The organism is Nocardia abscessus, from assembly GCF_015477775.1.
Taxonomy (GTDB): domain Bacteria; phylum Actinomycetota; class Actinomycetes; order Mycobacteriales; family Mycobacteriaceae; genus Nocardia; species Nocardia abscessus_A.
The window spans coordinates 599,620-624,019 of record NZ_JADLQO010000001.1; the positions used below are offsets into that span (position 1 = coordinate 599,620).

Below are 24,400 nucleotides of genomic sequence, written 5' to 3' on the forward strand. Positions count from 1 at the left end.
ATGTCCCAGATCCTCAATCCCATGAATCTCGGTGAGAGCGACAACATCCCGGGAAACAGCTACGCGTACTGCATCGACCTGAACAAGCCGTGGTTCATGCGCAAGGGCGCGATGATCGCCTACTACGGCGACATGCGGTTCCAGACGCTCACCCACGGGTTGCACGGCGGGCTGCTGCACATGGTGTCGCAGCAGTTCTCGGCGCCGCTGTTCACCGGCGACTACGTCGTCGCGGAGGGACACGGCAAGCTGATCATCGGCGACCGCGGCTACGACATCAATTCCTACGACCTCGAGGACAACGGCAACCTGACCATCCGGGCGGCGAACCTGCTGGCCTTCGAGCCGGGCCTGTCGCTCAACCAGTCCATCGTGCCGGGATTCCTCACCCTCATCGGCACCGGCAAGTTCCTCGCCTCGTCCAACGGGCCGGTCATGTTCGCCGAGCCGCCGCTGCGCGTGGACCCGGAATCGCTGGTCGGATGGGCGGATTGCCCCTCCCCCAGCCACCACTACGACCAGCGGTGGGTCACCGATTTCCTCGCCGCCGGTGCGGCGCGCCTCGGCGTCAACTCCGGTGAGGAGCGTCAGTTCGACTTCACCGGCGCGGGCACGGTGCTGATCCAGTCCAGCGAGAAGGTGCTCAGCGACTCCGCGCTGGTGCGCACCATCGAAGGACAGATCCAGAGCGGCATCACCGTCGGCGGCCTGCAACGGCTGCAAGGGCTCATCGCGCAGCAATTGGCCGGGCAGCAGCAGTACTGATCCCGCGCAATCACTCGCGTGGTCGGCTGGCGTCGATGCGCGAACCGGGCAAACCGCGTCAGGGCAACTCGGGGTGACGGGCGAATCGCGTACGGACAGCGAAGGATTCGCGACAGTACGGTGAACTCGTATCGATGTGTGCAGGCGCCGGTACACGGTCGGCGCAGAATCGGGTCATGGCTGACTTGGCGCTCTCGCCGCAGCGTCGCACGGCGCTGACGAACCTGCTCCAGGACGAATCCACCTTCGCGACAGCGTATCCGCGGGTGGCCGACTACTGGTCCACCGCGTGCCGGTTGCCCGGCACCGGAGACGACATCGCCGATGCCACGTTCGACCTACACCTGCTGCACTATTTGACCGGCGGCGCCAGCACGAATCCCTACTGGGACATCGTCGCCGGCGCGGTCTCGCCCGGGCCGCGCGAGCGCGCCAACCGTCCCGAGGTGAACGGCGGAAACCCGAAAGGCAGTGCGCGACTGGCCTATGCGCAGATCGTGCTGCAAGCAGCCTACGCCTACGCGATTCCCTCCCCTGCGACGCTGCGTTGGGTGGCGGATGCCGCGCAGGGCAGGCCGGTGCTGGAAGTGGGTTCGGGCCGCGGCTACTGGGCGCATCAGCTCACCCGAATCGGCGTTCCGACAACCGCTTTCGACTCGCATCCACCCGATCGGGCGACCAACGCGGCGTTCCCGGCCGCCGCCGGGCAAACCGCGACGTGGCATCCCACCGCCACGCCGCCTTCCTCCACAGCCGATCTGGTCGCCGCCCACGGCGAGGACGTCTTGTTTCTCTGCTGGCCGCCCGGCTGGGAGAACCCGATGGCCTCGACCACTCTCGCCGCCTATCAGGAGGCAGGCGGCTCGTCGCTGGTCTACATCGGCGAACCGCGCGGCGGGCGCACGGCCGACAGCACGTTCTTCGACACGCTGGAGGCCGGATGGACGCTGCTCGACCAAGACCCGGACTACGTCTCGTGGTGGAATCTCGGCGACACAGCGCAGTGCTGGCAGCGGCGATGATCCTGCGGCTCAGCGAAAGCGCTCGAATTCCCAGGGATCGTGCGCGCTGAGCAAGGTGACTTCGTGACCGTGGTCGCGGTGTAGTTCGCGCAACCGCGCCTGGGTGCCCACTCGCAGATCGTGATGGACCTCGGAGGAGGTTTGCACGATGTCCAGGAGCGGGTGCGGCTGCGGCTGCGGGTCGAGTTCGCGATGGTAGTAGTAGGCATCGCCACAGTGCAGCAGCCACCGTTCACCATCGCGGACGGCGACCCCGGTGTGGCCCGCGGTGTGTCCGCCCAGCGGGATCAGTTGGAAGTCCTCCGGCAGGTCTTTCGGTTGGATCGCGTCGAAGCCGAACCACTTCCCGGTCGGGTCCGACGGGTAGGTGACCCAGTGCGGATCGTGTGCCCAGTGCGCTGAGCGGTAACGGAAACTCGGGGCCTCGGCCTGCGCCGCCGCGAGTTCGGCGGCGAGGACATGGACCCGCGCGTGCGGAAAGTCGGGCAGTCCGCCGCAGTGATCCACGTCGAGGTGGGTGAGGATGACGTGCCGTACGTCCGCGGGGTCGTAGCCGAGGCGTCGCACCTGCCGGACAGCGGTCTCGTCCTCCGACAGGACCGGCTGCGATATGGCGACCCAGTCGGCGCCGAGCGTGCCCGCCGGGTCGCGAACGTCATCGAGCCCGATGCCCGTCTCGACCAGGACCAGCCCGTCGGATGCCGTCTCGACCAGCAGGCAGTGGTTCACGGCATGGGCCGGCGCGAGTCCGTCGTAGGTGGCTTCGATCTGCCGCACCGAGCCGCAATTGAGGTGATGAACTGTCATGCGAGCTAGTCTGTGACTTGAAGCGCGGTTCAAGTCAAGGAGACGAAATGACCGACCTGCTCGATATCGCCGAGGTGGCCGAGCACGCCGGCCTCGCCCCCTCCGCGCTGCGTTTCTACGAGAAGCGCGGCCTCATCGCCGCGACCGGCCGCAACGGCCTGCGCCGCACCTACCACCCCGACATCCTCGGCCGCCTCGCCCTCATCACCTGCGCCCGCGGCGCCGGTTTCACCCTCGCCGAAATCGCCCGCTTCCTGCGCGCCTCCCCCACCGACGCCGAACTACGCACCCGCATGGCGGAAAAAGCCCGCCAACTCGACGACGACATCACCCGCCTCATCCGCATGCGCGACAGCCTCCGCCACGCCTCCACCTGCACCCACGACCCCCTGGTCGAATGCCCGGACTTCAAATCCACCTTCGAACCCGCCACCGACCCGGTATGAGTTCCCGAAGTACAGGATCGATGGACGGATGCGCCCCTATTCGCCAATCGAGTCGATCGGGAATGCCTTCCCATCGATGACTATGAAGGGCTCGCTGGCGAATCCGTACTCATCAACGACCGACCACGTCCCGTCAAGGTGCTCCATCCATGCTGCAGGAGCATCTCGAACGTCCCGTCCCTGCCTGCACATCGCTAATCCTCCGCCAATCCGGAGCTATAGGCCGAGGCAGACAAGTACTGCTTGCAGCCAGGGCCGTGGCAGGACTGGACATCCGCAACGAAGCGAGCTTGCTCCAGTGATCGAAATGAGCCGTCCGTCGCACAATCTCGGTGCACCATGCGCCATTGATCGGTGTCGGCCGGCGAGATGGTCATCGATCGGTCTCCCGCTCGACGCGCCGGATGATCTCGTACGCATCGACCGATTCATCAGCTCCGCATTCACGGTCGATGAGCCACGGTAGGACGAACCAGATGATCCATAGTCCGAACAGGACTGCGACAACAACGACAGCGGTGGTAGCGAGATCTGCGAGCATCACACAACCTCTCGGCGGACTGGTAGTTGTCACCGCCCGTTCGACATAGCCGTAGGCAGAGCGACGATTACAAGGAGATTGTGGTTTCGGCGGTGTCCTTCACTCGATATCTCGACGGGTATCTCATTGTGAGATATAGGGTTAACGCCATGGCGACCGAGTACGGGGGAATCGAGGTCCCTGCGGCGGTCTGGCACAAGCCCGAAGTGGGCGCGCTCCTGCGGCGACGTGATGTATCGGCGCTACTCCGCTCAGTTCAGCGGTACACCGGGGCGAGCCAAGCACGCATCGCGGCGGCAGTAGGACTCGGCCAAGGTCGGGTCAACGAGATCATCAACAGCAGGCGCACTGTCACACGCTTCGATGTGTTCGAACGGATCGCGGACGGCGTCTCGATGCCGGACCACGCACGAGTCTTGTTCGGTCTCGCTCCACGTCACGCGCAGACGCTCACCGGCCACGCCGAGATCGCGCAAGCATTTACGGTTCAGGCCGAGGCCGATGCCGAGCTGCGCCGACAGTCGCTGATCGCAGATCGAATCGATCTGTTGGCTGTGCGCGGCCTGGGGCTGCTCGCGCTCAATGAATCGTTGCTGCGTGGCACACTGCTGCAGCGAACCGACAGGGTCGGTGTCCGAGCCCTCCTACTGGATCCGGATTCCGAGGCCACAGGGATCCGCGCAGCAGAAATCGGCGAATCGAAGCAGTCCTTCGCTGCGGGAATCAAGCTCGCCCTGGCGCGAGTATCGGAGTTCCACGATCATCCCTGTGTCGAACTGCAAGTCGCTGTTTACAACACTCTGCCGACATGGCGGATGCTGGTTTTCGACCAGACGTTGTATCTGTCCGCTTTCGGCTCGTCCGCGGAAGGCCATCGCTCGGGAATGTACAAACTCACGGCAGCGACCAACGGCGTCTTGCATGCCGGATTCCTACGGCAGTTCGAGCAGATGTGGCTCCAGGCGCGTGTGCTCGAGAGAGGATCGGTCACATGATCGAGGCCGAACTGAAGGCTCGTGTGCAGGACGTCGAGTCCGTGCAAGCTGCGCTGTCGGCGCGAACCGCGGGTAAGCGCTCGAACTATGAAGACACGTACTACGACCTGGCCAATGGTCGATTATCGTCGGAAGGCCGCGAGCTGCGTTTGCGGACGATCACGGCGAATGACGAGCGGCGATCCCTGCTGACCTATAAGGAACCCGCAGTCGACGCGGCCAGCGGGTCCAAACCGGAACAAGAGACCGAAGTGGCCGACGCTGCGGTGATCGATTCGGTGCTGCGCGGTCTCGGGCTCACGTACCTGGTCCGCTTCGAAAAACATTGCGTCAATTATCGATTCGCATCGCAGGGACACGAGCTGCTGGCCACGCTGGTGACGGTTCCTGAATTGGACGGCACGTTCATCGAGCTGGAGACCATGGTTCCCGAATCGGAGCTGGCAGAGGCGCTGGAGATCGTTCGGACCACGCTCTACCAGCTCGGCATCGCAGATGGTGATCTCACCACCGAGCAGTACACGGATGCCGTGCTGGCTACTCGGAGGACGGTGGGGCTCCCTTGATGAACCAGTTGATGATTTCCTCGCCTGCCAGGATGCCGGTGGCTCGGGTGATGGTGAGGTTCGGGTGGGTCCAGTTGAGTTGTTCGAGTTCGCCGTGGCGGGGGCGGATGGCCGAGTCGGCCGCGCGGAGCATCTCGGCGTCGAGGGCGCCGTCGCCCGCGGCGAGGGTGCGGGCGTCGTCGGCGAGTTCGCCGCTTTCCCAGAGGCGCTTGCGCACCTCGGCGACCGCGCGGCTCTTGCAGACCGCGAGCGGCATCGTGTAGATCTTGCGGCCTTGCTGTGAGGCCGACCAGCCCCGGGGACGGCACCAGTCGTCCCACTCGGCCAGGAATCCCTCGGGGACATCCTTGGGCTTCACCACCAGGTAGCAGAACAGATGGTCGGCCACGCGGAACTTGGTGACCCACGAGTCATCGATGCGTTCGTGCAGTTCCTTGGTCACTTCGGAGAGGGTGGCGCCGCCCGCGCGGACCTCGGCATCGATGTCGATGCGCCAGCTCAGGTCGGGCACGCCGTCTACCAGGATGTTCCCGCCGTTACTGGTGATCGCGTAGCGCCACGGCGCCCCGGGTAGTCGAATACGGTCGAACTGTTTGATGGTGCGGGTGGTGGTGGGAACGACGGCGGCGGGTTCGGTCAGGGTCTGCATCCGCAGGGCCGCGGTGGTGGTCATGAACGACAGCGGCGCCCCCTCCAGATGCTCCACGCAGACCGTCGGCACGTCGGCGGTGGTGCTGAAGGCGTTACGCGAGTAGATCATCGTCCGGTCCAGGTCGGTCGCGATCAGCGCATGTCTTCGGTGTGCTCTCGGAGATAGGTTCACTGCTGCACGTCCTTGATCAATCCCATGCACGAATATGCCAGGTCGGCGACGACCTCGACCGGGACACCCCGGGCCGCGGCGAGCATCCGGATGTGCGCGTGCTCGGGCGCGTCCGCCTCGCGCACCAGCACCATCCACGGCACCCGCCGCAGCAGCACCCGCGTGGTCTCGCCGACGCCGGGCTTCACGAAGTTCACCCCGGCGATGCCGTACTGCTCCCGCACCTGCTCTACCGACGCCCATCCGGTCCAGGTGGGCGTCCGGTCACTCGCGCGGATCGCGGCAACTTCGGCGGGCACCTGTTCGCGGATCGCGTCGAAAGCGCCGCTCACGGTGTCCAGCAGACGCCCGGACACGTCGTCACCGGCCAGTTCGCGGTAGAACTTCGCACCGTGGAAATCGCCGGGGCCGATCAGCGTGTCGTTCAGGACAGTGCGCGAGATCAGTCCGGAGACGGTCGAATTGAGACAAGCCGAGGCGATCAGGAAGTCGTCGCGGGTGCCGTAGGTGCGCACGCAGTGCCCGGGATCGGCCAGCACCACCAGTTCGTCGTCGAACCTGGCGCCACCGGCCGCGTGATAGGCGTCCAGCGCCTCGGTCAGTTCGCGGGTGATCGCGCCTTTGCCGGTCCATCCGTCCACGAACACGACGGAGGCCGGGTCGTGCTGCTCGGCCAGGTAGTCCAGCGCCACCGCGTCGATGCCGCGATCCCGCACGATCGACACCGCGTAGTGCGGCACCTCGAGGCTCGGGCGCCGCGACCGCAGCCAGCGGCGCATCAGAATGCCGACCGGCGTACCCGCCCGCGCCAGCGACACCAGGACGACGTCCTCGCCGCGTTCGGCGACGACCAGTTCCGAGACGGTCGCCACGGCGAGCGCGAGCCGCTCGGCGCTGGCGGCGAGCACCTCGTCGAACAGCGCCCGGTACGCCGTGTCCGGCTGATACTCGATCGGCAGCGACTCCGCGTAGTGCGCTTTTCCGGCCTGGATCTCGCGTTCCCGCTCGGCGACATCGGCCTCGAGGTCGACGTCCGACAGGTCCTTGAGCAACCAGGAGACCTCGTCGGCCGCGTATGACCCGAACGCCGGACCGTGCAGCGGGGTGGGTAGCGCACCCACTGTCCTACTCCTCACACCGCACTCCCGTCCGTTGCCTGCGGCGACGCGGCGCGTTCGGCGTGCAGCCGCCGCGGGTCGGCCCCCGGCAGCACGGCGAGCAGCACGTCGGCGCCGGAAGCGGTCAAGACGTCGATCAGTCCGTGCTCGGCCATCAGCTCCGTCGTGTCGGCGGGCGAGTCGACCACGACGACGAGCACCGGATCGGCCGGCCGACTGTCCGCCGCATCGCCGCCGTCGTCCTCGGCGATCGTGCCGACGGCATCACGCGCCGCGGCGGCCGGTCCGCCCACCTCGGCCTGGAGCAGGTCGAGTGGATCGACAGGCCAATGCGCGTTGTACAGGTAGCGCGGCGCGACGTCGTCCGGCTCCGGCGCGACGAACCGGAACCCGCGCCGCAACGGATAACCCGGCTCGTCCAGCACGTACGCGGGCGATCGCGTGGTGGTCTGGAACCGCGTGGGGGTCCCCGACTCGGCGAGCAGCGCCGCCAACCGCAGTGGCAGGTACATCAGCTCCTCGTGCCCGAGCACGATGGCGGCCCGGCCCGGGAAATCGGCGGCGAGCCGCGCGGCCAGCACCTGCCCCGCGTCCAGCAGCGCGGCCTCGAACGCGCCGGTCTCGGAGGCGAGTATGCCGTGCCTGCCGCCCTCCGGAACGAAGTCCGGCCAGGGAAGTTCCATTCGGCGGAACGAACCGGGATATCCGGCGGTCGGATTCAACCGCGGCTCGGGAAGAGCGCCGACGGCCTCGACCAATTCCTCCGGCAGCGACGCCCGGCCGGTGGCGAGACAGACCGTGTCGATGCGCGCCCCGAGTTTCGCCGCGGCAGCGTCGAATTCGGCGCGATCGGCCTCGTTGCGCAGGTCGACCAGCGACGCCAGCACGTAATGGGCGCGCGGCGAGAACGCGTGCAGCGCACGCACCGCATCGATCGCGGTGGCGCCGGTGGAGATCTCGTCGTCGACCAGCACCAGCGGCAGGTCGTTGACGAAGATGTCGGCCGGCGCGGGTTGCAGCAGGTGCGAGGTGGCGTGCGAATGCCCCTCCTCGAACCCGGCGAGCGTCTGCGCGTGCGGCACCTCGCGCCGGGTCGAGTGCAGATAGCAACTCGCGCCGATCCGCGCCGCCACGCAGTGACCGAGCCCCGTGGCGGTCTCGGCGAACCCGAGCACGACGGCTTCGCGCTCACCGAGCACCGCGCGCACCAGATCGCCCAGCTGATCGCCCGCGCCGAGCACGACCCGCGGATCGGTCGGCAGGTGCTTGCCGAGCACGGTGGACACCAACAGGTGCGCCCGGCGCGGATTGTTGTGCCGGATACCCGGCCGCACCAGGGCCGTGATCGGCAGCTGAGCCGAACGCAGACGATCCGAATCGCGTTCACGCACCGGATCACGATGCAGCGCTATACCGAGATTTCTTGTCGCCCACGGAATTTCGTTGTTGTCGAGTTCGGTAGCTCGCCCGCTCATACGGTGACCAACGCCGTCAGCAGATCCACGAACGACACTCCCTTGTTGGCCACACCGAACACCCGCGCGCGCAACAGGGTCTGACGCGCCCAGCTGCGATGCGGCCGCATCTCGTTCATCTTGTTCCGGTACCCCGAGGCCGCAACGCCGCCGACATCCTCCCGGAGGATGTCCAGCGCGTCGGAGTACTCCTCGTGCGTCACCACCGACAGCGCATGCACGGCGGCCACGTGCGACGGATGGATCACCGTCTTGCCCTGGATGCCGTTGGCACGGTCCAGCGTGATCTCGCGCAGCAAGCCGTCCAGATCCCGGCTGACCAGGTATTGCCGGAACGGCACCGCGTCGGACTCCTCGAACGGCGCGGTCCGCAGCAACGGCCGGAACATCCGCTCGTGATCGGCGAAGTACTCCCACACCGGCCCGGTGATCACGAAACCCGTTCCGTCCGCACGCCCCAGGTAGTTCACGATGTCGGCGATGACATCGGCGACCACGCGCACGTCGTAGATGGTCAGGTCGCGGTCGCGCCGGATACCGAAGGTCGAGCACATATCGGTCGCACCGACCCGTACCGCGAGCACCCGGTCCCGGTGCGCGGCCAGCAGCGCCGCGATCTGAGTGAGTTCGTAATCGCGAGTCTCCCGGTGTACGAGCCCCGGCGACTCCAGCACCGGCATCCCGTACAGCGGCCGCTCCACCCGTTGGGCCGCCACGTTCAGCGCGTTGAGGTACTTCGGCCCGGTGACGCTGTCGAACTTCGGGAACACGAACCCGGTCAGCACCTTGGCGCCCGGTCCGAGCTGCTCGATGAGTTCGGTGACCGTGTCCGCGTCGCGCACCCGGACGAACAGCAGCGGGTTGGCGTCGTGACTGCTCGCGAGCAGATCGAGAGCGGCGACGGTCTGCTGCTTGGCGTACTCCACCTCGTGATCGGCGACGGCGTCCTCCAGGTCGATCACCATCGAACACACACCGTGCGCGGCGCGCCTGCCGATCGTCAGCGCGAGGTCGGGCCTGGTCGCGGGCGCGTACAGCGTCGCGCCGAGCCCGATCGCGAGCAGCTCGCGGTCGGTGTGGTCGTCACCGAACGGCTCCGGCTCCCGGTGGAAAAGTCGCCTCGCCTCTGGGCCGTGCAACTGCCGGAAGTGGCGCAGCGGCATTCGCTTCCGCAGGGAAACCTCCTGCTGGACGGCGATGCCTGCGGTCATCGTTGCCCCATCCTCATTCTCGTCGTGGTCCTGCTTGTTTTCTCATTCGATCCACTACCCCGGCTATGAATTCGGTGACGGCATCCAGTTCCGCCACATAGGCCCAGTAGTCGGGGTGACGCCCCGACAGTGTTTCGCTGATTCGGTCGATCCGTGCTGCTTGCGCGTCGAGCACCGAACCCCATTCGGCGACCAGCCCGCGGCTCACCGCGAGCATCTGCGCGTCCCGCAGCCGGAATCGTACGGCCTTGGCCTGTTCTTGCGGGTCGGACCGGATCGCACGCAGCAGGGCGAGCCGCTTGGTCACGGCGTCGACCCGCTGCTCGGCCTCGGTGAGGGACCCGCGCGCGGATGTGGTCAGATCAAGTGCAAACTCCGGATTGTTCTCGGCCGCCGCCGCACGCGCCCTGCCCAGGGCCGCGTCCGCGGCCTCGATGGCTCGCTGACTTTCCCGCTCATTGTTAGCCAGATCGGCCGAACTCGCAGCATTGAACTCACGCAGCAGCGCCGAGAACGCGGGCGCAACTCCTTCGGCCCTGGTCCGGACGGCGGCAAGGCGGGTTGTCACCGACGAGATCGCGGTGTTTGCGGCCGCGGCCCGAGATGGAGCTTGCGCCAACGCATCAGCCAGCTCCTTGGTCAGCGCCGCCAGCCGGTTGGCAGCCGCCCGCACCGTGCCCGCGGGCGTGTCCGCCCCCGCCGCCTCCAGTGTGACCAGCGCCTCATCGACCGCGGCGGCGCCTGCGCGCACCGAGGGATAGTTCGCGAACTCCGACTCGGCGGCCTGGGTGCGCACCCCCGCCGCGGCGACCTTCACCTGCTGAACCAACTGGGGCACCGCGCCGAGCACGGCCACCGCCTCTTCGAGCCTGCTCTGGTCGCCGCGATAGAACTCGTCGACGGCGTGCGCCGCGGCGGTCAGTTGGCCGACCGCGGCGTCGACGCGTTGCCGCCCCTGCGGAATCGGCGGGCCGCCACGCTGGGCGGCCTCCAGCTCCGCGCTCAGCGTCAGGTAGACCTCCGCCGCGCCATAACATCTGTGCCGCACCGGTTCCCAGCGCGCGCCCGTGCCCCGCTCCGGGAAGACCTGATCGGCGGCATGCACCGCCGCGTCGGCCGCGCTCTGACGACGGTCCATGTCGAGGAACGCGGTGGCCAGCCTCGCGCGGGCATGCTCGATCCACTCGTCGTTTCCCGACGAACGGAACCATCCGCGCCTCCGGCCTGCCACGCTGCGATGGTAGGAGATCTTCCTGTTCGGCGAGGGTTACGCCGGTTCCTACGCAAGTTCGCGGAAACCTACTACTGTCGTATGACGTACCCGGCGATTCGGACATGCTGGGAACCAATGACGGACTATTGAAAGGGAATCCCGCATGGGTGTCAGTTTGTCCAAGGGCGGCAATGTCTCGCTGACCAAGGCGGCGCCTAACCTCACTGCTGTTGCAGTCGGCCTCGGCTGGGACGTCCGGACCACCACCGGCACCGACTTCGACCTCGACGCGAGCGCCATCGCGACCGGCGCGGACAAGAAGGTCGTGTCCGACCAGCACTTCGTCTTCTTCAACAACCTGCGTTCCCCCGAGGGCTCGATCGAGCACGCGGGCGACAACCGGACCGGCGAGGGTGAGGGCGACGACGAGGTCATCAACGTCGACCTGGCGAACACCCCGCCCACGATCGAGAGCATCTTCTTCCCGGTCTCGATCTACGACGCCGACTCCCGGTCGCAGTCCTTCGGGCAGGTCCGCAATGCCTACATCCGCGTCGTGGACCGCAGCAACGGCGAGGAGCTGGCTCGCTACGACCTCAGCGAGGACGCCTCGACCGAGACCGCCATGGTCTTCGGCGAGCTGTACCGCAACGGCGCGGAGTGGAAGTTCCGCGCGATCGGCCAAGGCTATGCCTCCGGTCTGTCCGGCATCGCCCGTGACTACGGCGTGAACGTCTGAAAACACTTCGCTGTTCGCGGGGGGCCCGGCGACGGGCCCCTCGTCGTGTGGCCCAGGCATGCCGGGCGCCCCGGGGGGCAGCGTTGGACAACCGGCGATTCAGCAGCCACGCTGGTAGCAACCGTCGCCGCCTCGTCTTCACTTCATGAAAGGTCCCAGCGTGGTCCTGCGCATATTCGGCATGTCCTTCATCGTCACGGTGGTCTCCCTCGTCGTGGCGGTGTTGTACGGCGGACCGACCGCCCTCGCGCTCGCCGCGATCCTCGGCATCCTCGAGGTGTCGCTGTCGTTCGACAACGCGGTGATCAACGCCACCGTGCTCGAACGTATGAGCGCGTTCTGGCAGCGGATCTTCCTCACCATCGGCGTGTTGATCGCCGTGTTCGGCATGCGGCTGGTCTTCCCGCTCGCCATCGTGTGGATCACAGCCGGACTGAACCCGGTGGAAGCCTTCGACCTGGCCCTCAACCCGCCGCCCGGCGACGCCCTGACCTTCCCGGACGGCAGCCCGAGCTATGAGAAACTGCTCACCGACGCGCATCCGCAGATCGCGTCGTTCGGTGGCATGTTCCTGGCGCTGCTGTTCCTCAACTTCATCTTCGAAGAGCGCGACATCACCTGGCTGAGCTGGCTGGAGCGGCCCCTGGCCAAGGCGGGCAAGCTGGACATGCTCTCGGTGGTGGTCGCGGGCACCGGCCTGATCCTCACCGCGGAGTTCCTCGCCGACGAGGCGCACCGCTCGACCGTCCTGGTGGCCGGCCTGCTCGGCATGATCACCTACATCGCGGTGGACGGGCTCGGCTCCATGTTCCACACCGAGGAGTACACCGAAGGCGGCCCGTCCGAGCTGGCCAAGGCCACCGGTAAGGCGGGCTTCTTCCTGTTCCTCTACCTGGAAGTGCTCGACGCGTCGTTCTCCTTCGACGGCGTGATCGGCGCGTTCGCCATCACCTCCGACCCGATCATCATCGCGCTGGGCCTCGGCCTGATCGGCGCCATGTTCGTCCGATCGATCACGGTGTACCTGGTGCGCAAGGGCACCCTGGCGGAGTACGTCTACCTGGAGCACGGCGCGCACTGGGCGATCGGCGCACTGGCGGCGATCCTGCTCGTCTCGATCGGCGTGCACGTCAACGAACTCATCACCGGCATGATCGGCGTCGCGTTCATCGGTGCGGCGTTCGTCACCAGCATCCTGCGCAACCGCGGAGCGGACGAAGAGGAACTGGACAGCGAACGGGAACCCACGCCGGTAGGCTGATCCACGGCAAGCAGCCGAAGACCTGTTGCGGCAGCGGCCCCATCCCGACGGATGGCCGCTGCCGCTCTCGTTTCCACAGAGGGGGGATCGCGCCCATGGCGATCGACGGCAACCCCGGCGGCGTCAACCTGTCCAAGGTGACCCTGTCGAAAGCGACACCGAGCATCAACCTGACCAAGCCGGGTGAGCAGCAGGGCACCATGCGGGTCAACCTGAACTGGTCGAGCGGATCCCGGGGATTCTTCCGCCGCTCCAAGCCCGTCGACCTGGACCTCGGCTGCCTCTACGAACTCGCGAACGGCGCCAAGGGCGTCGTCCAGTCGATCGGCGGCAATTTCGGCGCCCTGGACGCCGAGCCGTACATCGTGCTGGACGGCGACGATCGCAGCGGTTCGGGCACGACCGGCGAGAACATGCACATCAACCTCGCCAGGCCCGAACTGTTCAAGCGCATTCTGATCTTCGCCTTCATCTACGAGGGCGTGCCCAACTGGGCTGCCGCGGACGGCGTGGTGACGCTGTACCCGACCTCGGGCCCGCAGATCGAGGTCCGCCTCGACTCGCCGGTGGACGGCGCCCGTTCGTGCGCCATCGCGCTGCTGCAGAACCAGGGGGCCGGCATCACCGTGCACCGGGAAGTGCACTACGTCCACGGCGCCCAGCGCGAACTCGACCAGGCCTACCAGTGGGGCATGCAGTGGCACAGCGCGCGCAAGTAGGTCAGCGCACCGCGGGTACCGGCTGCGGCGCCGCGACCGCGCGTCGCGCCGGGGCGCCAGCGGCGAACACCAGACCGACCAGGCCGATACCGAGCCCCGCGACCGTCGGCAACCGCAACGGCTGATCGATCAGCAGCCAGGCCAGCAGCGCCGTCACGGCGGGCGTCGCGAAGAACAGCTTGCCCACCCTGGTCGCGTCCCACCGCCGCAACATCGCGTTGAGCAGCAGGAACGCGGCCATGGAGTTGACCAGCACCATCCAGGTGAGCGACCCGGCGAATCGGCTCACATCCGACACGTATACCTGGCCGGAGAGCAAGGCCAGCGCGCCCGCGATCGGTGCGCTGACCATCACGTGCAGCGCTGTGGAGGCCCGGGGATCGACGGCGGGTACGAACCGTTTCTGGTACACGGTGCCCACGCTCAGGCCAAGCAGCCCCACCACGCACAGCAGCAATCCGGTCAGCGAGAAGTGCGATCGGTCGAAGACCGCCAGCATCACGCCGATTCCGCCGATGCCGAAACCGAACCACTGCCGCACAGTGACGGTTTCGCCGATCAGTCCGGCCAGCAGCGCGATGACCACCGGATTCAAGCCCTGGACCAGTGCGATCACCGCGGCGGGCACGTGCTCGGCCATCGCCGTGTAGAAGGCGCCGAACTGGACCGCCTGCATAGCCAGTCCGGCGACGAGCACATGGCGCAGCTCGCCTCCCCGCGGCCAGGTGACCCGCGCCGCGAGGGCGTAGGCCGTGAGCAGAACTGCTGCGATGGCGAAACGGGCGAACAACACCAGTAGCGGCGGCGCGGCACCGACCCCGATCACCCCGGCGATGAACGCACTGCTCCACAACATGACGAAAAGCGGCTGAGCGGCCACCATCGCGAATCGACTCTGCACGGGACCTCCCAGAAGTAACCGCCTCGGGTGGTTATCACGGTGGCATCTACCCAACTAACCTGTCAAGGCAGTTACTATGTGGACGTGTTCACCTTCGTGAGCGGCAACCTCGCCTTGGATTTCGCCGGCACCGTCAAGGCGCGCTCGACCACGTTCGACGACGTCCTCACCACTCCCGCCGCGCTGGCCGACTGGATCGTCGCCGCACGGCTGCTCGACGATCCCCCGCCCAGCGACGCGGAGACCCTCGCGCGGGCGGTGCGCCTGCGCGAGGCGGCCTATCGCATGGCGCTCGCCACCGCACAGGCAAGCAACGGCACCGACACCGACCGCCGGACCGTCAACGAGTTCGCCGAGGGCGCACCGCCCTCGGTCTGCCTGCGCGCCGACGGCACGATCGTCCGTTCCGGCGGCGCGGACGCGGCCTTGGCCGCTGTCGCCCGTTCCGCGATCGAGTTACTGGGCGGCCCGGCGCTGGTCAAGGAGTGCGGGCGCCCCGCATGCACCCGGCTGTACGTGGACACCTCGCGCGGCGGCTCGCGCCGCTGGTGCGATATGACGCTGTGCGGGAACCGCGCCAAGAGCGCCGCCTTCCGCGCCCGGCACGGAGGTCTCTAGACCACCGGGACCAGATCGGCGGGGTCGGATCGCCGCACCGGCGGCGACGCCGAGCGATACCCGCGCGGCAACGCCCACAGGAACACGAAGAACAGCACGATCAGCAGGGTCGCGCGCCCCCACACCCCGAACAGGACGATGTTCTCCATCAGCTCGACCGAGTTACCCGACCCCATCGAGTAGAAGTAGCGGAACACGCCGACCCCGATGGCCGCGTCGGCGACGAGATAGCTGCCGATCAGCCACCAGGGCACCTCCAGCAGCACCAGGAACGGCACCAGCCAGAGGGTGTACTGCGGCGAATGCACCTTGTGGAACAAGAGGAATCCACACAGCATCGCACCGCTCACACCTACCCACGGGAAGGCGCCGGTCGTCAGGTAGCGCCGCCAGCCGAGCCACATGGCCAGCGCGAACGCCACGAGCACGAGCACGGGCGAGGCGATCGAGACCAACTGCTGGAACGCCGCCTCACTGTGCGCATCCGGACCGAACATCGGCCGAATTCCCCAGTACCAGACGGAATTCGTGGTGATGTCGGCCTGCCGCAATTGCTGGAAGGTGATCGACGCGCGCCAGCCCTCGTACCCCAGCAGAGCGAACGGCAGGTTCACCGCGACGACGGTGCCGATCGCCGCGGCCGCGGTGAGCAGAGCGCCGCGCACGTCCAGTGCCCGATCCTCGGGATCACGCTCGACGCCTCCGGTCAGCACATACGCCAGCAACGGCAGCACGAAGATGCCCGGGTACAGCTTCAGACAGAACCCGAGACCGAGCAGCACCGCGGCCACGATCCCTCTGGTGCGCACGGAGTAGCGAGTGAGCGCCGCCATCACGTAAACGGCGGCGACCGCGGTGCACACCACCGGGAGCTCCCAGTTGTGGAAGGCGTAGAGCACCAGCGGAGTTCCGGCCGCCCACAGCAGCGCGGCGGGGCCGGCCAGACGAGCGAGCATCCAGGCGGTCAGCAGCGCGAACGGCGCGAGCAGCAGCGCGGAGTACCGCAGGAAATCGGCGTCGTTGTCCGCCTCGACCGCGCCGAGCCACATCAGCACGCCGGTGAGCACCGGATACTCCACCGCGCCGCCGACCAGCGCGCCGTCTTCGGTGATACCGCCGCTCACATACGGAAAGACGTGCTCATTGATGTCCCGGCCGAGCCATAGGAATTGGATGTCCGAATAACAGACGTCCGAATCCTTGATGACATCGAAAACCGTACTGCGGCCGTCCCCGTCGAACGGCTCCCCCGCACAGCGCGCCTTGTTCGCGTATGCCAGCGCCAAGACCACGGCACAGAGCAACACCACCACCGCGGCCAGCGCCGCGCGGCGTCGCACACGGCCTGCGGGCAGGTCGCGGGCGGCGAGTCCGGTCGGCATGGATCCACCCTAAGCCGACCGGCCGGGCGATGCCGCCGTTCCCCTCCCTACGAAGGCGAACCCGAGGGCCGAATCTCGTGCGCGCACGACTGGCCGCCGGGGCGATTTCTCTGCTCAGGTGCCGCTCATGTAGCCTGTTCGGGTTGCTGACGCAACGACCCTCCTGCCACGGACCGTCCGTGGCCGTTTCCTAGTCCACAGGAGGTGATTGGTCCGTGCGTCATTACGAAGTGATGGTCATCCTCGATCCGAGCCTGGACGAGCGCACTGTAGGTCCGTCGCTGGACAACCTGCTCAGTGTCGTTCGCACCGAGGGCGGCAAGATCGACAAGGTCGATATCTGGGGCCGCCGCCGGCTCGCCTACGAGATCGCCAAGCACGCCGAGGGCATCTACGCCGTGGTCGATCTGACCGCCGAGCCCGCCACCGTGAGCGAACTCGACCGCCAGCTCGGTCTCAACGAGTCGGTGCTGCGCACCAAGGTTCTGCGCCACGACAAGTAGTCCGGCAACCCTCGTTTGCGTCGGAGCCTGTGCCTAGGCTCTAGCGCAACAGCGAGACGCGGACTGCACACCGAGCAGGAGGAACCACATGGCAGGCGATACGGTCATCACCGTCATCGGCAATCTGACGGCCGACCCGGAGCTTCGATTCACACCAGCGGGAGCGGCGGTGGCGAATTTCACCGTCGCGTCGACGCCTCGTGTATTCGACCGTAATTCGAACGAATGGAAAGACGGCGAAGCGCTGTTCCTGCGCTGCAATATCTGGCGCGAGGCCGCGGAGAATGTCGCCGAAAGCCTGACCAGAGGTTCCCGTGTCATCGTGAGCGGACGACTCAAGCAGCGCTCCTACGAAACCCGCGAGGGTGAGAAGCGCACGGTCGTCGAGCTCGAGGTCGACGAGGTCGGTCCCTCGCTGCGCTACGCCACCGCGAAGGTCAACAAGACCAGTCGCGGTAGCGGTGGCGGCGGCTTCGGGTCCGGATCCGGATCGGGCAGCGGTGGCAACTACGCCTCCTCCGGTAACAGCGGTGGGCGTTCCGGCGGTGCCGAGGACGACCCTTGGGGCAGTGCGCCCGCGGCCGGCTCCTTCGGGGGCGGCGGCCGCATGGATGACGAACCGCCGTTCTGAGAACGGCCACAACGGCCCTCGATCAGGGCCATCACTGATTACGGAGTACAAGACCATGCCTAAAGCGCCCGCGCGCGAAAAGGTGCTCAAGAAGAAGGCCTGCTCGTTCTGCAAGGAGAGCAAGACCGGAACCGTCACGATCGATTACAAGGACACGGCGTTGCTGCGCAAGTACGTCAGCGACCGCGGCAAGATCCGCGCCCGCCGCGTCACCGGCAACTGCGTGCAGCACCAGCGCGATGTCGCGGTTGCCGTCAAGAACTCGCGTGAGGTCGCGCTGCTGCCTTACGTGTCGACGGCTCGCTGAGAAAGGGAGGCACGCAAATGAAGTTGATTCTGACTGCTGATGTGGACAACCTCGGTGCCCCCGGCGACACCGTAGAGGTCAAGGACGGCTACGGCCGTAACTACCTGCTGCCGCGCGGCCTGGCGATCGCGGCCAGCCGTGGCGCGCAGAAGCAGGTCGAGGGCATCCGCCGGGCGCAGGAAGCCCGTCGGGTCCGCGACCTCGACCACGCCAACGAGCTGAAGCAGGCCATCGAGAGCCTGGATGCGGTCACGCTGTCGGTCAAGACCGCGGGCACCGGCAAGCTGTTCGGCTCTGTGACCCAGTCGGACGTGGCGGCGGCCGTCAAGGCTGCGGGTGGCCCCGTGGTCGACAAGCGCAGCATCGAGCTGCCGAAGGCGCACATCAAGACGACCGGCAAGCACGCCATCGTGGTGCACCTGCACCCGGATGTGGTGGCGAAGTTCGACCTCACCGTCGACGCCGCCTGATTCGAGCACCGCGTCGAGGACCGCTCCCGCCTCCTGTCGGGAGTGGTCCTCGGCTGTGCTCTGTTGCCTCGGGCCGAACTAATTGCCAATTGTTTGCCGAATGACGGAGAGCGTCATTCGGGACAATTCGAGCGTTTCACCGCCCGCAATGGCGCCACATTTCCCAAGCCTGTGGATTACCGGCCAAACCGACCGACCGCAATGTGATTCACGTCATATGCGGCTCACGTGCTGTTAACCCAACACGCCCGGCTGTTCAACTTGGCCGACACGCCGGAACTTCATTAATCCACACGTGGAAAACTGCGGAAGCTGCTATCTATCTGCGGCTTTGACCCCGCCGACCTGGGTTTTCCCCAAGTTGTACACAGGGGCTGCACACGGTTGGGTGAACTCTCCCCAAGTTATCCACAGCTGTGTGCACAGCACGGTTTGGCGCATCCCCATGGGGTCGCCTAGGTTCGTCGCAGTGCCGTGCGCGGGCCGCTCCCAACGGTGTGCACGAGCGGGTGCCGCGCTGGTAGCTGAGCCCCTGGCCACCGGTTATGCCGAAGGTGTCGGTACCAGGGAGTAGAACGAGTCAACAGGGTGGAACCCGGTCGTGGGGTAGAGAGGACGGTCGAGTCTGGTGACAGCCACCGATGACCGCGGGCACACGAATTTCCCACCCGAACCTCCCGGTGAAGACTTCGGCCGCCAGCCCCCGCACGACATGGCGGCCGAGCAGTCGGTGCTCGGCGGCATGCTGTTGAGCAAGGACGCCATCGCCGATGTCGTCGAAGTGATTCGTCCCGGCGATTTCTACCGTCCCGCCCATCAGGCGGTCTACGACACGATCCTCGATCTCTACGGTCGTGGGGAACCCGCCGACCCGGTCACCGTCGCCGCAGGCCTCGACCGCCGCGGCGAACTCAAGCGCATCGGCGGCGCGCCGTACCTGGTGACGCTCACCCAGACCGTGCCGACCGCGGCCAACGCCAGCTACTACGCCGAAATCGTCGCGGAGAAAGCCATTCTGCGCCGCCTCGTCGAGGCGGGCACCCGCATCGTCCAGTACGGCTACGCAGGCGCCGACGGCCAGGACATCGCCGAGGTCGTCGACCGCGCCCAGGCCGAGGTCTACGAGGTCACCGAACGCCGCACGAGCGAAGACTTCCTCCCCCTCGAAGAATTGCTCCAGCCGACGATGGACGAGATCGACTCCATCGCCAGCCGCGGCGGCATATCCCTCGGCGTCCCTACCGGTTTCACCGAACTCGACGAAATCACCAACGGCCTTCATCCAGGCCAGATGATCATCGTCGCCGCGCGCCCTGGTGTGGGCAAGGCGCTGGCCCTGGACACTCCGCTGCCCACGCCCACCGGATGGACCACTATGGGAGAGGTCCGGGTAGGCGATGAATTGCTGGATGCCCATGGCCATCCCACCCGTGTGGTGGCCGCCACCGAGGTCATGTCGGGACGTCCCTGCTATGAAGTCGAGTTCTCCGATGGCGCCGTACTCGTCGCGGACGAACAGCATCAATGGCTTACGGAGACGAGAGCGTCTCGCCGATCCAAGCGCGCACGCGCCGAAGTGCGTACCACCGTGCAGATCGCGAAGACGCTGCGATGCGACACCGCTGATCGCAGACTGAACCACTCGGTCACCAATACCGCCCCCCTTCAGCTGCCTCCACGCACGTTGCCCGTGCCGCCCTACACGCTGGGCGCCTGGCTCGGCGACGGCACCTCGGCTGCCGCACAGCTCACCTGCGCCGATCCGGAGATCGTCGCGCGGATCGAAGCCGAGGGGATCGTCGCGGTCCCGTCGCGCTCGGCTCGGCTGCGTTACCAGCTCAGACTGCCCGCCGACGAGCCGATCGCCGCACGCGAGTGCGTGATCTGCGGGAAGGAATTCGTTCCCTTCACCAGCGAGGTCCGCACCTGTGGACGGTCCTGCGGCGGAAAGGCCCGGTTCCATTCGGCTCCGGTACCACCGCCGCACTGCCCGAATTGCGGCGAGCGTTCGATCGGTCTTCGCCTGTGCCAGAAATGCCGGAGCACCGTCGGGAGCGTGCAGGCGCGTCTCCGGTCGCTCGGCGTGCTCGGTGACAAGCACATCCCGACCGACTATTTGCGGGCATCCGAACAGCAGCGCCGCTCCCTCCTGGCCGGCCTGTTGGACACCGACGGAACTGTGACACACGGCGGCTCCGTCCAGTTCTCTGTCACCAACGCCCGGCTCGTCCGAGACGTGCACGAGCTGATCGTCAGCCTCGGCTACCGCTGCCAGATCTCCACCAAGCGAGCTGCCGGTCGCTCCGAGGAATCGTCCACCGCGTACACCATCACGTTCGCCACCGACGACGTAGTGTTCGGTCTGCATCGAAAGGCCGTACTGCAGAAGGAGCGGCGGGCCGGCCGCAGCACCGTGCGATCGGACTCGCGGTTCATCGCCGACGTGCGCCGGATCGACAGCGTGCCGGTGCGTTGCCTCGAAGTGGACAACGCCGAGCACCTGTATCTGGCCGGACGCTCGATGATCCCGACGCACAATTCCACCCTGGGCATGGATTTCATGCGCAGTTGCTCGATCAAGCATGGCTTGGCGAGCGTTATCTTCTCCTTGGAGATGAGCCGGACCGAGATCGTCATGCGGTTGTTGTCGGCGGAGGCGAAGATCAAGCTCGGGGATATGCGCTCCGGGCGGATGAGCGATGACGACTGGACCAAGCTGGCGCGGCGGATGAGTGAGATCAGCGAGGCGCCGCTGTTCGTGGACGATTCGCCGAACCTGACCATGATGGAGATCCGCGCCAAAGCACGGCGTCTCAAGCAGCGCCACGATCTGAAACTCGTCGTGGTGGACTACCTCCAGCTGATGACCTCCGGAAAGAAAGTCGAATCTCGCCAGCAGGAAGTCTCGGACTTCTCCCGGAATCTGAAGCTGCTGGCCAAAGAGCTCGAAGTGCCGGTGGTAGCGATCAGCCAGCTCAACCGCGGTCCCGAACAGCGAACCGACAAGCGGCCCATGGTGTCCGATCTCCGCGAGTCGGGAAGTTTGGAGCAAGATGCGGACATGGTCATCCTGCTGCATCGTCCCGATGCCTTCGAACGCGACGACCCGCGCGGCGGTGAGGCGGACCTGATTCTCGGCAAGCACCGTAACGGTCCGACGGCCACGATCACCGTCGCCCATCAGCTGCACTTGTCGCGCTTCGTAGACATGGCCCGCGGGTGATGTGCCGCTCCTGATCGATCTGCCCGAGTAACGCTCGGGTCCCCAACTGCGACGTCCTCGGTGACGTATGGCCCGTCGGGGGGCTTGTCCGTCCACTTTGTCGGTGTATGGAATGGGGATCAGGACATGGCTCTTCGCGAGTTCTTCGCGCGGCATCGCATCGCTTCGGCGGTCGCCGCGCCGGCAGTGCTGGGGGTGGCGGCGGTCGTCGCCGCCTCACTGGCACTGACAGCTACGCCGGAAACCAGGGATACGCAGCTCACTTCGTCGGTCACGGAATGCCACGACATGGTGACCATCTCGGTGGCCGGTCGTAATGACACTCCTGTGGCGGGGACCACGAAGATGCTCGTCGACGCCAACGGGCAACCGTTGCCCGCCGCGCTGTCCGGTGACCACAGCAGTGAATGGGTGGATCCGGTCGTGAACGCACCGGCCGACGACGTCGATCCCGGCGCGTACGCCGCGGTCTACATCGCGTACCCGGCGAACATGGCCACCTACGAGGACGCCGTCAACGCGGGTGTCGCGAACACCGAGCAGGTGATGCGGGAGATCGCGCAGGCTTGCCCCGACACCAAGTTCTCCATCGTCGGTTACAGCGAGGGCGCCGACGTGGTTCGTCGCGTCGCGATGAAGATCGGCCATCAGGAGCCGGGCCAGGACGGGGAGTACGGGATCGTCGATCCGGAGGATGTCGTCGGTGTCGTCATCCTCGCGGACTCGGGTCGCTCGGCCGGAGACGGGCCGTTCCCCGGATCGAAGGATCCTTTCGGCAACCCCGACGGCTTCGACCAGCAATATCAGAACGGCACGAAACCGGTTCCCGGTCAGGGTGCGGTGCAGGGGACCAGCGGTGACTTCGGTGCGTTGAACGGCAAGATCGCCTCATTCTGCTCCGACGGGGACCTCACCTGCTCGGCGCCGGAGAACATCTCGCTGCTGCAACTGGTGGTCAACGTGGGCAGGCAGTTGAACGTCGACGCGCTGGAACGAGACGGGCTCACGCCTGCGACCGGGCAGGACGTCGCCGTGGTCCTCAGCCGGATCGCGTTGGCGGCGTTCGCGGACATCCAGTCGCAGCCGAACTGGATGCAGAGCGACGAGACCTTCCTGCAAGTACTGCTGAGGGTGTCGGATCCGGCGTACAAACCGGGCGGGCAGCCGAAGACCCCGGCGAAGGCGGACTCGATTTCGACCGAGCAGATGTCGCCGCTGGCCTACCTGCCGCAGAAGGTGCTCAACGAGATCATCGGCCTCATCGTGACCAACCAGAACACGATCCCCGTGATCTTGAGCGATCCCTACAATCTCACGCTCGGCCCGAACCACACCGGTCACCACTTCGACTACTGGCACGACGCCGACCCCGACGCGGGCAAGCCGCTGACCTCCGCCGAGTACGCGGCCGCTTGGCTCACCCACCTGGCGAAGCAGGCGCAGGCCGGTAAGCAGGTCGACCCGACGTCCAAGCCGCAGGAGGCCGACCTCGCCGCGGTGTACAAGGCGGTGACGACCTCCTCGGCGGCGCCGACCACCGAACCCGCCAAGGAATCGACCACGGCACCGAGGACCACGAGCGCCGCGCCCACGACCACCGGCGGCGCGACGACTGCGACGCCGCCGTCGGAAACCTCGAGTGCGACGACGACACCGCAGGTCACCACCACCACGCCTGCGCCGTCTTCGGTCGCGGCGCCGGTCGAGGCCCCGAAGACGACCACCGCCGAGCCGACCACCACGACAACGCAATCCGCGGCGGCGAGCACCAGTTCCACCGCGAAGGCATCGAACTGATCGACCCACAGGCTCGCGATCACCGCCGAGGGGGGTGATCGCGAGCCGCGGTGTCGTCGGTCAGACCAGGCCGCCGTTGGCCCGAATGATCTGGCCGTTTATCCAGTGACCGTGCGGGCTCGCCAGAAATGCCACCACGGCGGCGATGTCGGCGGGTGTGCCGAGTCGCTGCAGAGGTACGGCGTCGGCGAGTCGCTGAATGGTGGCGTCGTCTTTTCCGTGCAGGAAGAGGTCGGTGGCCGTCGGTCCGGGCGCCACCGCGTTGACGGTCACGTCCCGGCCGCGCAATTCGCGGGCCAGGATCATGGTCAGCGCCTCGACGGCGCCTTTGCCTGCCGCGTAGGCGCCGTAGGTCGGAAATGCCGCGCCGACCACCGACGTGGAGAAATTGACGATCGCCCCACCCGGTCGCAGGCGCCGCGCCGCCTGTTGGTCCACGACGAAGGTGCCGCGAATATTGGTCCGGTACATGCTGTCGAGCACCGCCAGGTCCAGATCGACCAGCGGCGCGAGCTGCATCCGGCCCGCGGCGTGTACCACCACGTCGACACCGCCGAATTCGCTTTCCGCTCGATCGAATACCGCCGCCATCGCGGACTCGTCGGCGACGTCCCCCTGAGCGGTCACCGCTATGCCCCCCGCGCCGCGGATGGCTTCAGTGGTGTTGTCGGCTTCCGCGGCATTCGAGGCGAAGTTCAGGACCACCGCGAACCCGTCACCGGCGAGCTTTTCGGCGCACGCGCGGCCGATGCCACGAGAACCGCCGGTTACCACCGCTACCCGCGCAGACCCACCGTTTGTGGTTGCCACAGGATGCTGTTCCTTCCGTTCGTCGAAGTAACTCCTGAGCTGCTGAACCTATCGCGA

24 protein-coding genes are annotated in these 24,400 nt (G+C 66.7%); 15 read left to right on the forward strand and 9 right to left on the reverse strand.

The annotated features are described in order from the left end of the window. Together IU450_RS02900 and IU450_RS02905 are read left to right on the forward strand one after the other, a co-directional pair. Positions 1–765: an AIM24 family protein gene (locus tag IU450_RS02900; protein WP_043734331.1), complete on the forward strand. Its 765-nt coding sequence runs from the start codon at positions 1–3 to the stop codon at positions 763–765. 176 nt (positions 766–941) lie between these two features. Continuing rightward, on the forward strand, positions 942–1,787 hold the full coding sequence (locus IU450_RS02905; RefSeq protein ID WP_195148194.1) for a hypothetical protein: 846 nt from the start codon (positions 942–944) through the stop codon (positions 1,785–1,787). Positions 1,788–1,796: 9 nt separating this feature from the next. On the opposite strand, the gene IU450_RS02910 is transcribed toward IU450_RS02905, so the two are convergent. After that, positions 1,797–2,594, reverse strand: coding sequence for an MBL fold metallo-hydrolase (locus IU450_RS02910; protein WP_195148195.1), 798 nt, complete (start codon positions 2,592–2,594; stop codon positions 1,797–1,799). 47 nt (positions 2,595–2,641) lie between these two features. Between IU450_RS02910 and IU450_RS02915 the strand changes: the two genes are divergently transcribed. The 3 genes from IU450_RS02915 to IU450_RS02925 all read left to right on the forward strand — a co-directional run bounded on the left by IU450_RS02915 (position 2,642) and on the right by IU450_RS02925 (position 5,142). Beyond that, on the forward strand, positions 2,642–3,040 hold the full coding sequence (locus IU450_RS02915; RefSeq protein ID WP_195148196.1) for a MerR family transcriptional regulator: 399 nt from the start codon (positions 2,642–2,644) through the stop codon (positions 3,038–3,040). A 690-nt stretch (positions 3,041–3,730) separates the two neighbouring features. Beyond that, a complete protein-coding gene (locus tag IU450_RS02920) occupies positions 3,731–4,576 on the forward strand; it encodes an XRE family transcriptional regulator (protein ID WP_195148197.1) in 846 nt (281 codons plus the stop codon). Then, positions 4,573–5,142 (forward strand): class IV adenylate cyclase, encoded by a 570-nt coding sequence (locus tag IU450_RS02925; protein WP_195148198.1) that lies wholly within the window; start codon positions 4,573–4,575, stop codon positions 5,140–5,142. Before IU450_RS02920 ends, IU450_RS02925 begins: the two co-directional genes overlap by 4 nt. On the opposite strand, the gene IU450_RS02930 is transcribed toward IU450_RS02925, so the two are convergent. The 5 genes from IU450_RS02930 to IU450_RS02950 are packed head-to-tail and all read right to left on the reverse strand — an operon-like array spanning position 5,114 to position 11,000. After that, the gene (locus IU450_RS02930; protein ID WP_195148199.1) at positions 5,114–5,902 is read right to left on the reverse strand and encodes an HAD family hydrolase; all 789 of its coding nucleotides are present in this window, start codon (positions 5,900–5,902) and stop codon (positions 5,114–5,116) included. The two genes, IU450_RS02925 and IU450_RS02930, sit on opposite strands and share 29 nt — an antisense overlap. A 59-nt stretch (positions 5,903–5,961) precedes the next feature. Further along, entirely contained in the window at positions 5,962–7,086 is a 1,125-nt protein-coding gene (locus tag IU450_RS02935) for a cysteine protease StiP family protein (protein ID WP_195148200.1), read from the reverse strand. A gap of 11 nt (positions 7,087–7,097) precedes the next feature. Continuing rightward, the gene (locus tag IU450_RS02940; protein WP_195148201.1) at positions 7,098–8,558 is read right to left on the reverse strand and encodes a phosphoribosyltransferase domain-containing protein; all 1,461 of its coding nucleotides are present in this window, start codon (positions 8,556–8,558) and stop codon (positions 7,098–7,100) included. Then, the gene (locus IU450_RS02945) at positions 8,555–9,769 is read right to left on the reverse strand and encodes an HpcH/HpaI aldolase/citrate lyase family protein (RefSeq protein WP_195148202.1); all 1,215 of its coding nucleotides are present in this window, start codon (positions 9,767–9,769) and stop codon (positions 8,555–8,557) included. The genes IU450_RS02940 and IU450_RS02945 overlap by 4 nt, the downstream gene beginning before the upstream one ends. Before the next feature lie 13 nt (positions 9,770–9,782). After that, complete coding sequence (locus IU450_RS02950) at positions 9,783–11,000, reverse strand: hypothetical protein (protein ID WP_195148203.1); 1,218 nt, start codon at positions 10,998–11,000, stop codon at positions 9,783–9,785. Between the two features lie 145 nt (positions 11,001–11,145). On the opposite strand from IU450_RS02950, the gene IU450_RS02955 reads away from it, so the two are divergent. The 3 genes from IU450_RS02955 to IU450_RS02965 all read left to right on the forward strand — a co-directional run bounded on the left by IU450_RS02955 (position 11,146) and on the right by IU450_RS02965 (position 13,701). Next, positions 11,146–11,721, forward strand: coding sequence for a TerD family protein (locus tag IU450_RS02955; RefSeq protein WP_043734335.1), 576 nt, complete (start codon positions 11,146–11,148; stop codon positions 11,719–11,721). 160 nt (positions 11,722–11,881) lie between these two features. Beyond that, complete coding sequence (locus IU450_RS02960) at positions 11,882–12,982, forward strand: DUF475 domain-containing protein (protein ID WP_195068751.1); 1,101 nt, start codon at positions 11,882–11,884, stop codon at positions 12,980–12,982. A 95-nt stretch (positions 12,983–13,077) separates the two neighbouring features. Then, positions 13,078–13,701, forward strand: coding sequence for a TerD family protein (locus tag IU450_RS02965; RefSeq protein ID WP_195148204.1), 624 nt, complete (start codon positions 13,078–13,080; stop codon positions 13,699–13,701). A gap of 1 nt (position 13,702) precedes the next feature. Here IU450_RS02965 and IU450_RS02970 read toward each other — a convergent pair whose 3' ends face one another. Then, entirely contained in the window at positions 13,703–14,602 is a 900-nt protein-coding gene (locus tag IU450_RS02970) for a DMT family transporter (protein ID WP_324197503.1), read from the reverse strand. Between the two features lie 84 nt (positions 14,603–14,686). Between IU450_RS02970 and IU450_RS02975 the strand changes: the two genes are divergently transcribed. Beyond that, positions 14,687–15,220: a CGNR zinc finger domain-containing protein gene (locus IU450_RS02975; protein WP_195148205.1), complete on the forward strand. Its 534-nt coding sequence runs from the start codon at positions 14,687–14,689 to the stop codon at positions 15,218–15,220. Here IU450_RS02975 and IU450_RS02980 read toward each other — a convergent pair. Next, positions 15,217–16,602 carry a glycosyltransferase family 87 protein gene (locus IU450_RS02980; protein WP_195148206.1) on the reverse strand — a complete coding sequence of 462 codons (1,386 nt, stop codon included), beginning with the start codon at positions 16,600–16,602 and terminating at the stop codon, positions 15,217–15,219. The two genes, IU450_RS02975 and IU450_RS02980, sit on opposite strands and share 4 nt — an antisense overlap. A gap of 215 nt (positions 16,603–16,817) precedes the next feature. Between IU450_RS02980 and rpsF the strand changes: the two genes are divergently transcribed. The 6 genes from rpsF (at position 16,818) to IU450_RS03010 (ending at position 23,533) form a co-directional block, all read left to right on the forward strand. Beyond that, positions 16,818–17,105, forward strand: a complete 288-nt coding sequence (gene rpsF, locus IU450_RS02985) for a 30S ribosomal protein S6 (protein WP_039803204.1) — start codon at positions 16,818–16,820, stop codon at positions 17,103–17,105. An 88-nt stretch (positions 17,106–17,193) separates the two neighbouring features. Beyond that, positions 17,194–17,736: a single-stranded DNA-binding protein gene (locus IU450_RS02990; protein ID WP_195148207.1), complete on the forward strand. Its 543-nt coding sequence runs from the start codon at positions 17,194–17,196 to the stop codon at positions 17,734–17,736. Positions 17,737–17,791: 55 nt separating this feature from the next. Next, the gene (gene rpsR / locus IU450_RS02995; protein ID WP_043700357.1) at positions 17,792–18,043 is read left to right on the forward strand and encodes a 30S ribosomal protein S18; all 252 of its coding nucleotides are present in this window, start codon (positions 17,792–17,794) and stop codon (positions 18,041–18,043) included. 17 nt (positions 18,044–18,060) lie between these two features. After that, positions 18,061–18,513 carry a 50S ribosomal protein L9 gene (rplI, locus tag IU450_RS03000; RefSeq protein WP_195148208.1) on the forward strand — a complete coding sequence of 151 codons (453 nt, stop codon included), beginning with the start codon at positions 18,061–18,063 and terminating at the stop codon, positions 18,511–18,513. Between the two features lie 628 nt (positions 18,514–19,141). Then, positions 19,142–21,736 (forward strand): replicative DNA helicase, encoded by a 2,595-nt coding sequence (gene dnaB / locus IU450_RS03005; RefSeq protein ID WP_324197504.1) that lies wholly within the window; start codon positions 19,142–19,144, stop codon positions 21,734–21,736. 126 nt (positions 21,737–21,862) lie between these two features. Beyond that, entirely contained in the window at positions 21,863–23,533 is a 1,671-nt protein-coding gene (locus IU450_RS03010) for a cutinase family protein (protein ID WP_195148209.1), read from the forward strand. A gap of 60 nt (positions 23,534–23,593) precedes the next feature. Here IU450_RS03010 and IU450_RS03015 read toward each other — a convergent pair whose 3' ends face one another. Beyond that, complete coding sequence (locus IU450_RS03015; protein WP_195148210.1) at positions 23,594–24,343, reverse strand: SDR family oxidoreductase; 750 nt, start codon at positions 24,341–24,343, stop codon at positions 23,594–23,596. Positions 24,344–24,400 lie beyond the last annotated feature (57 nt).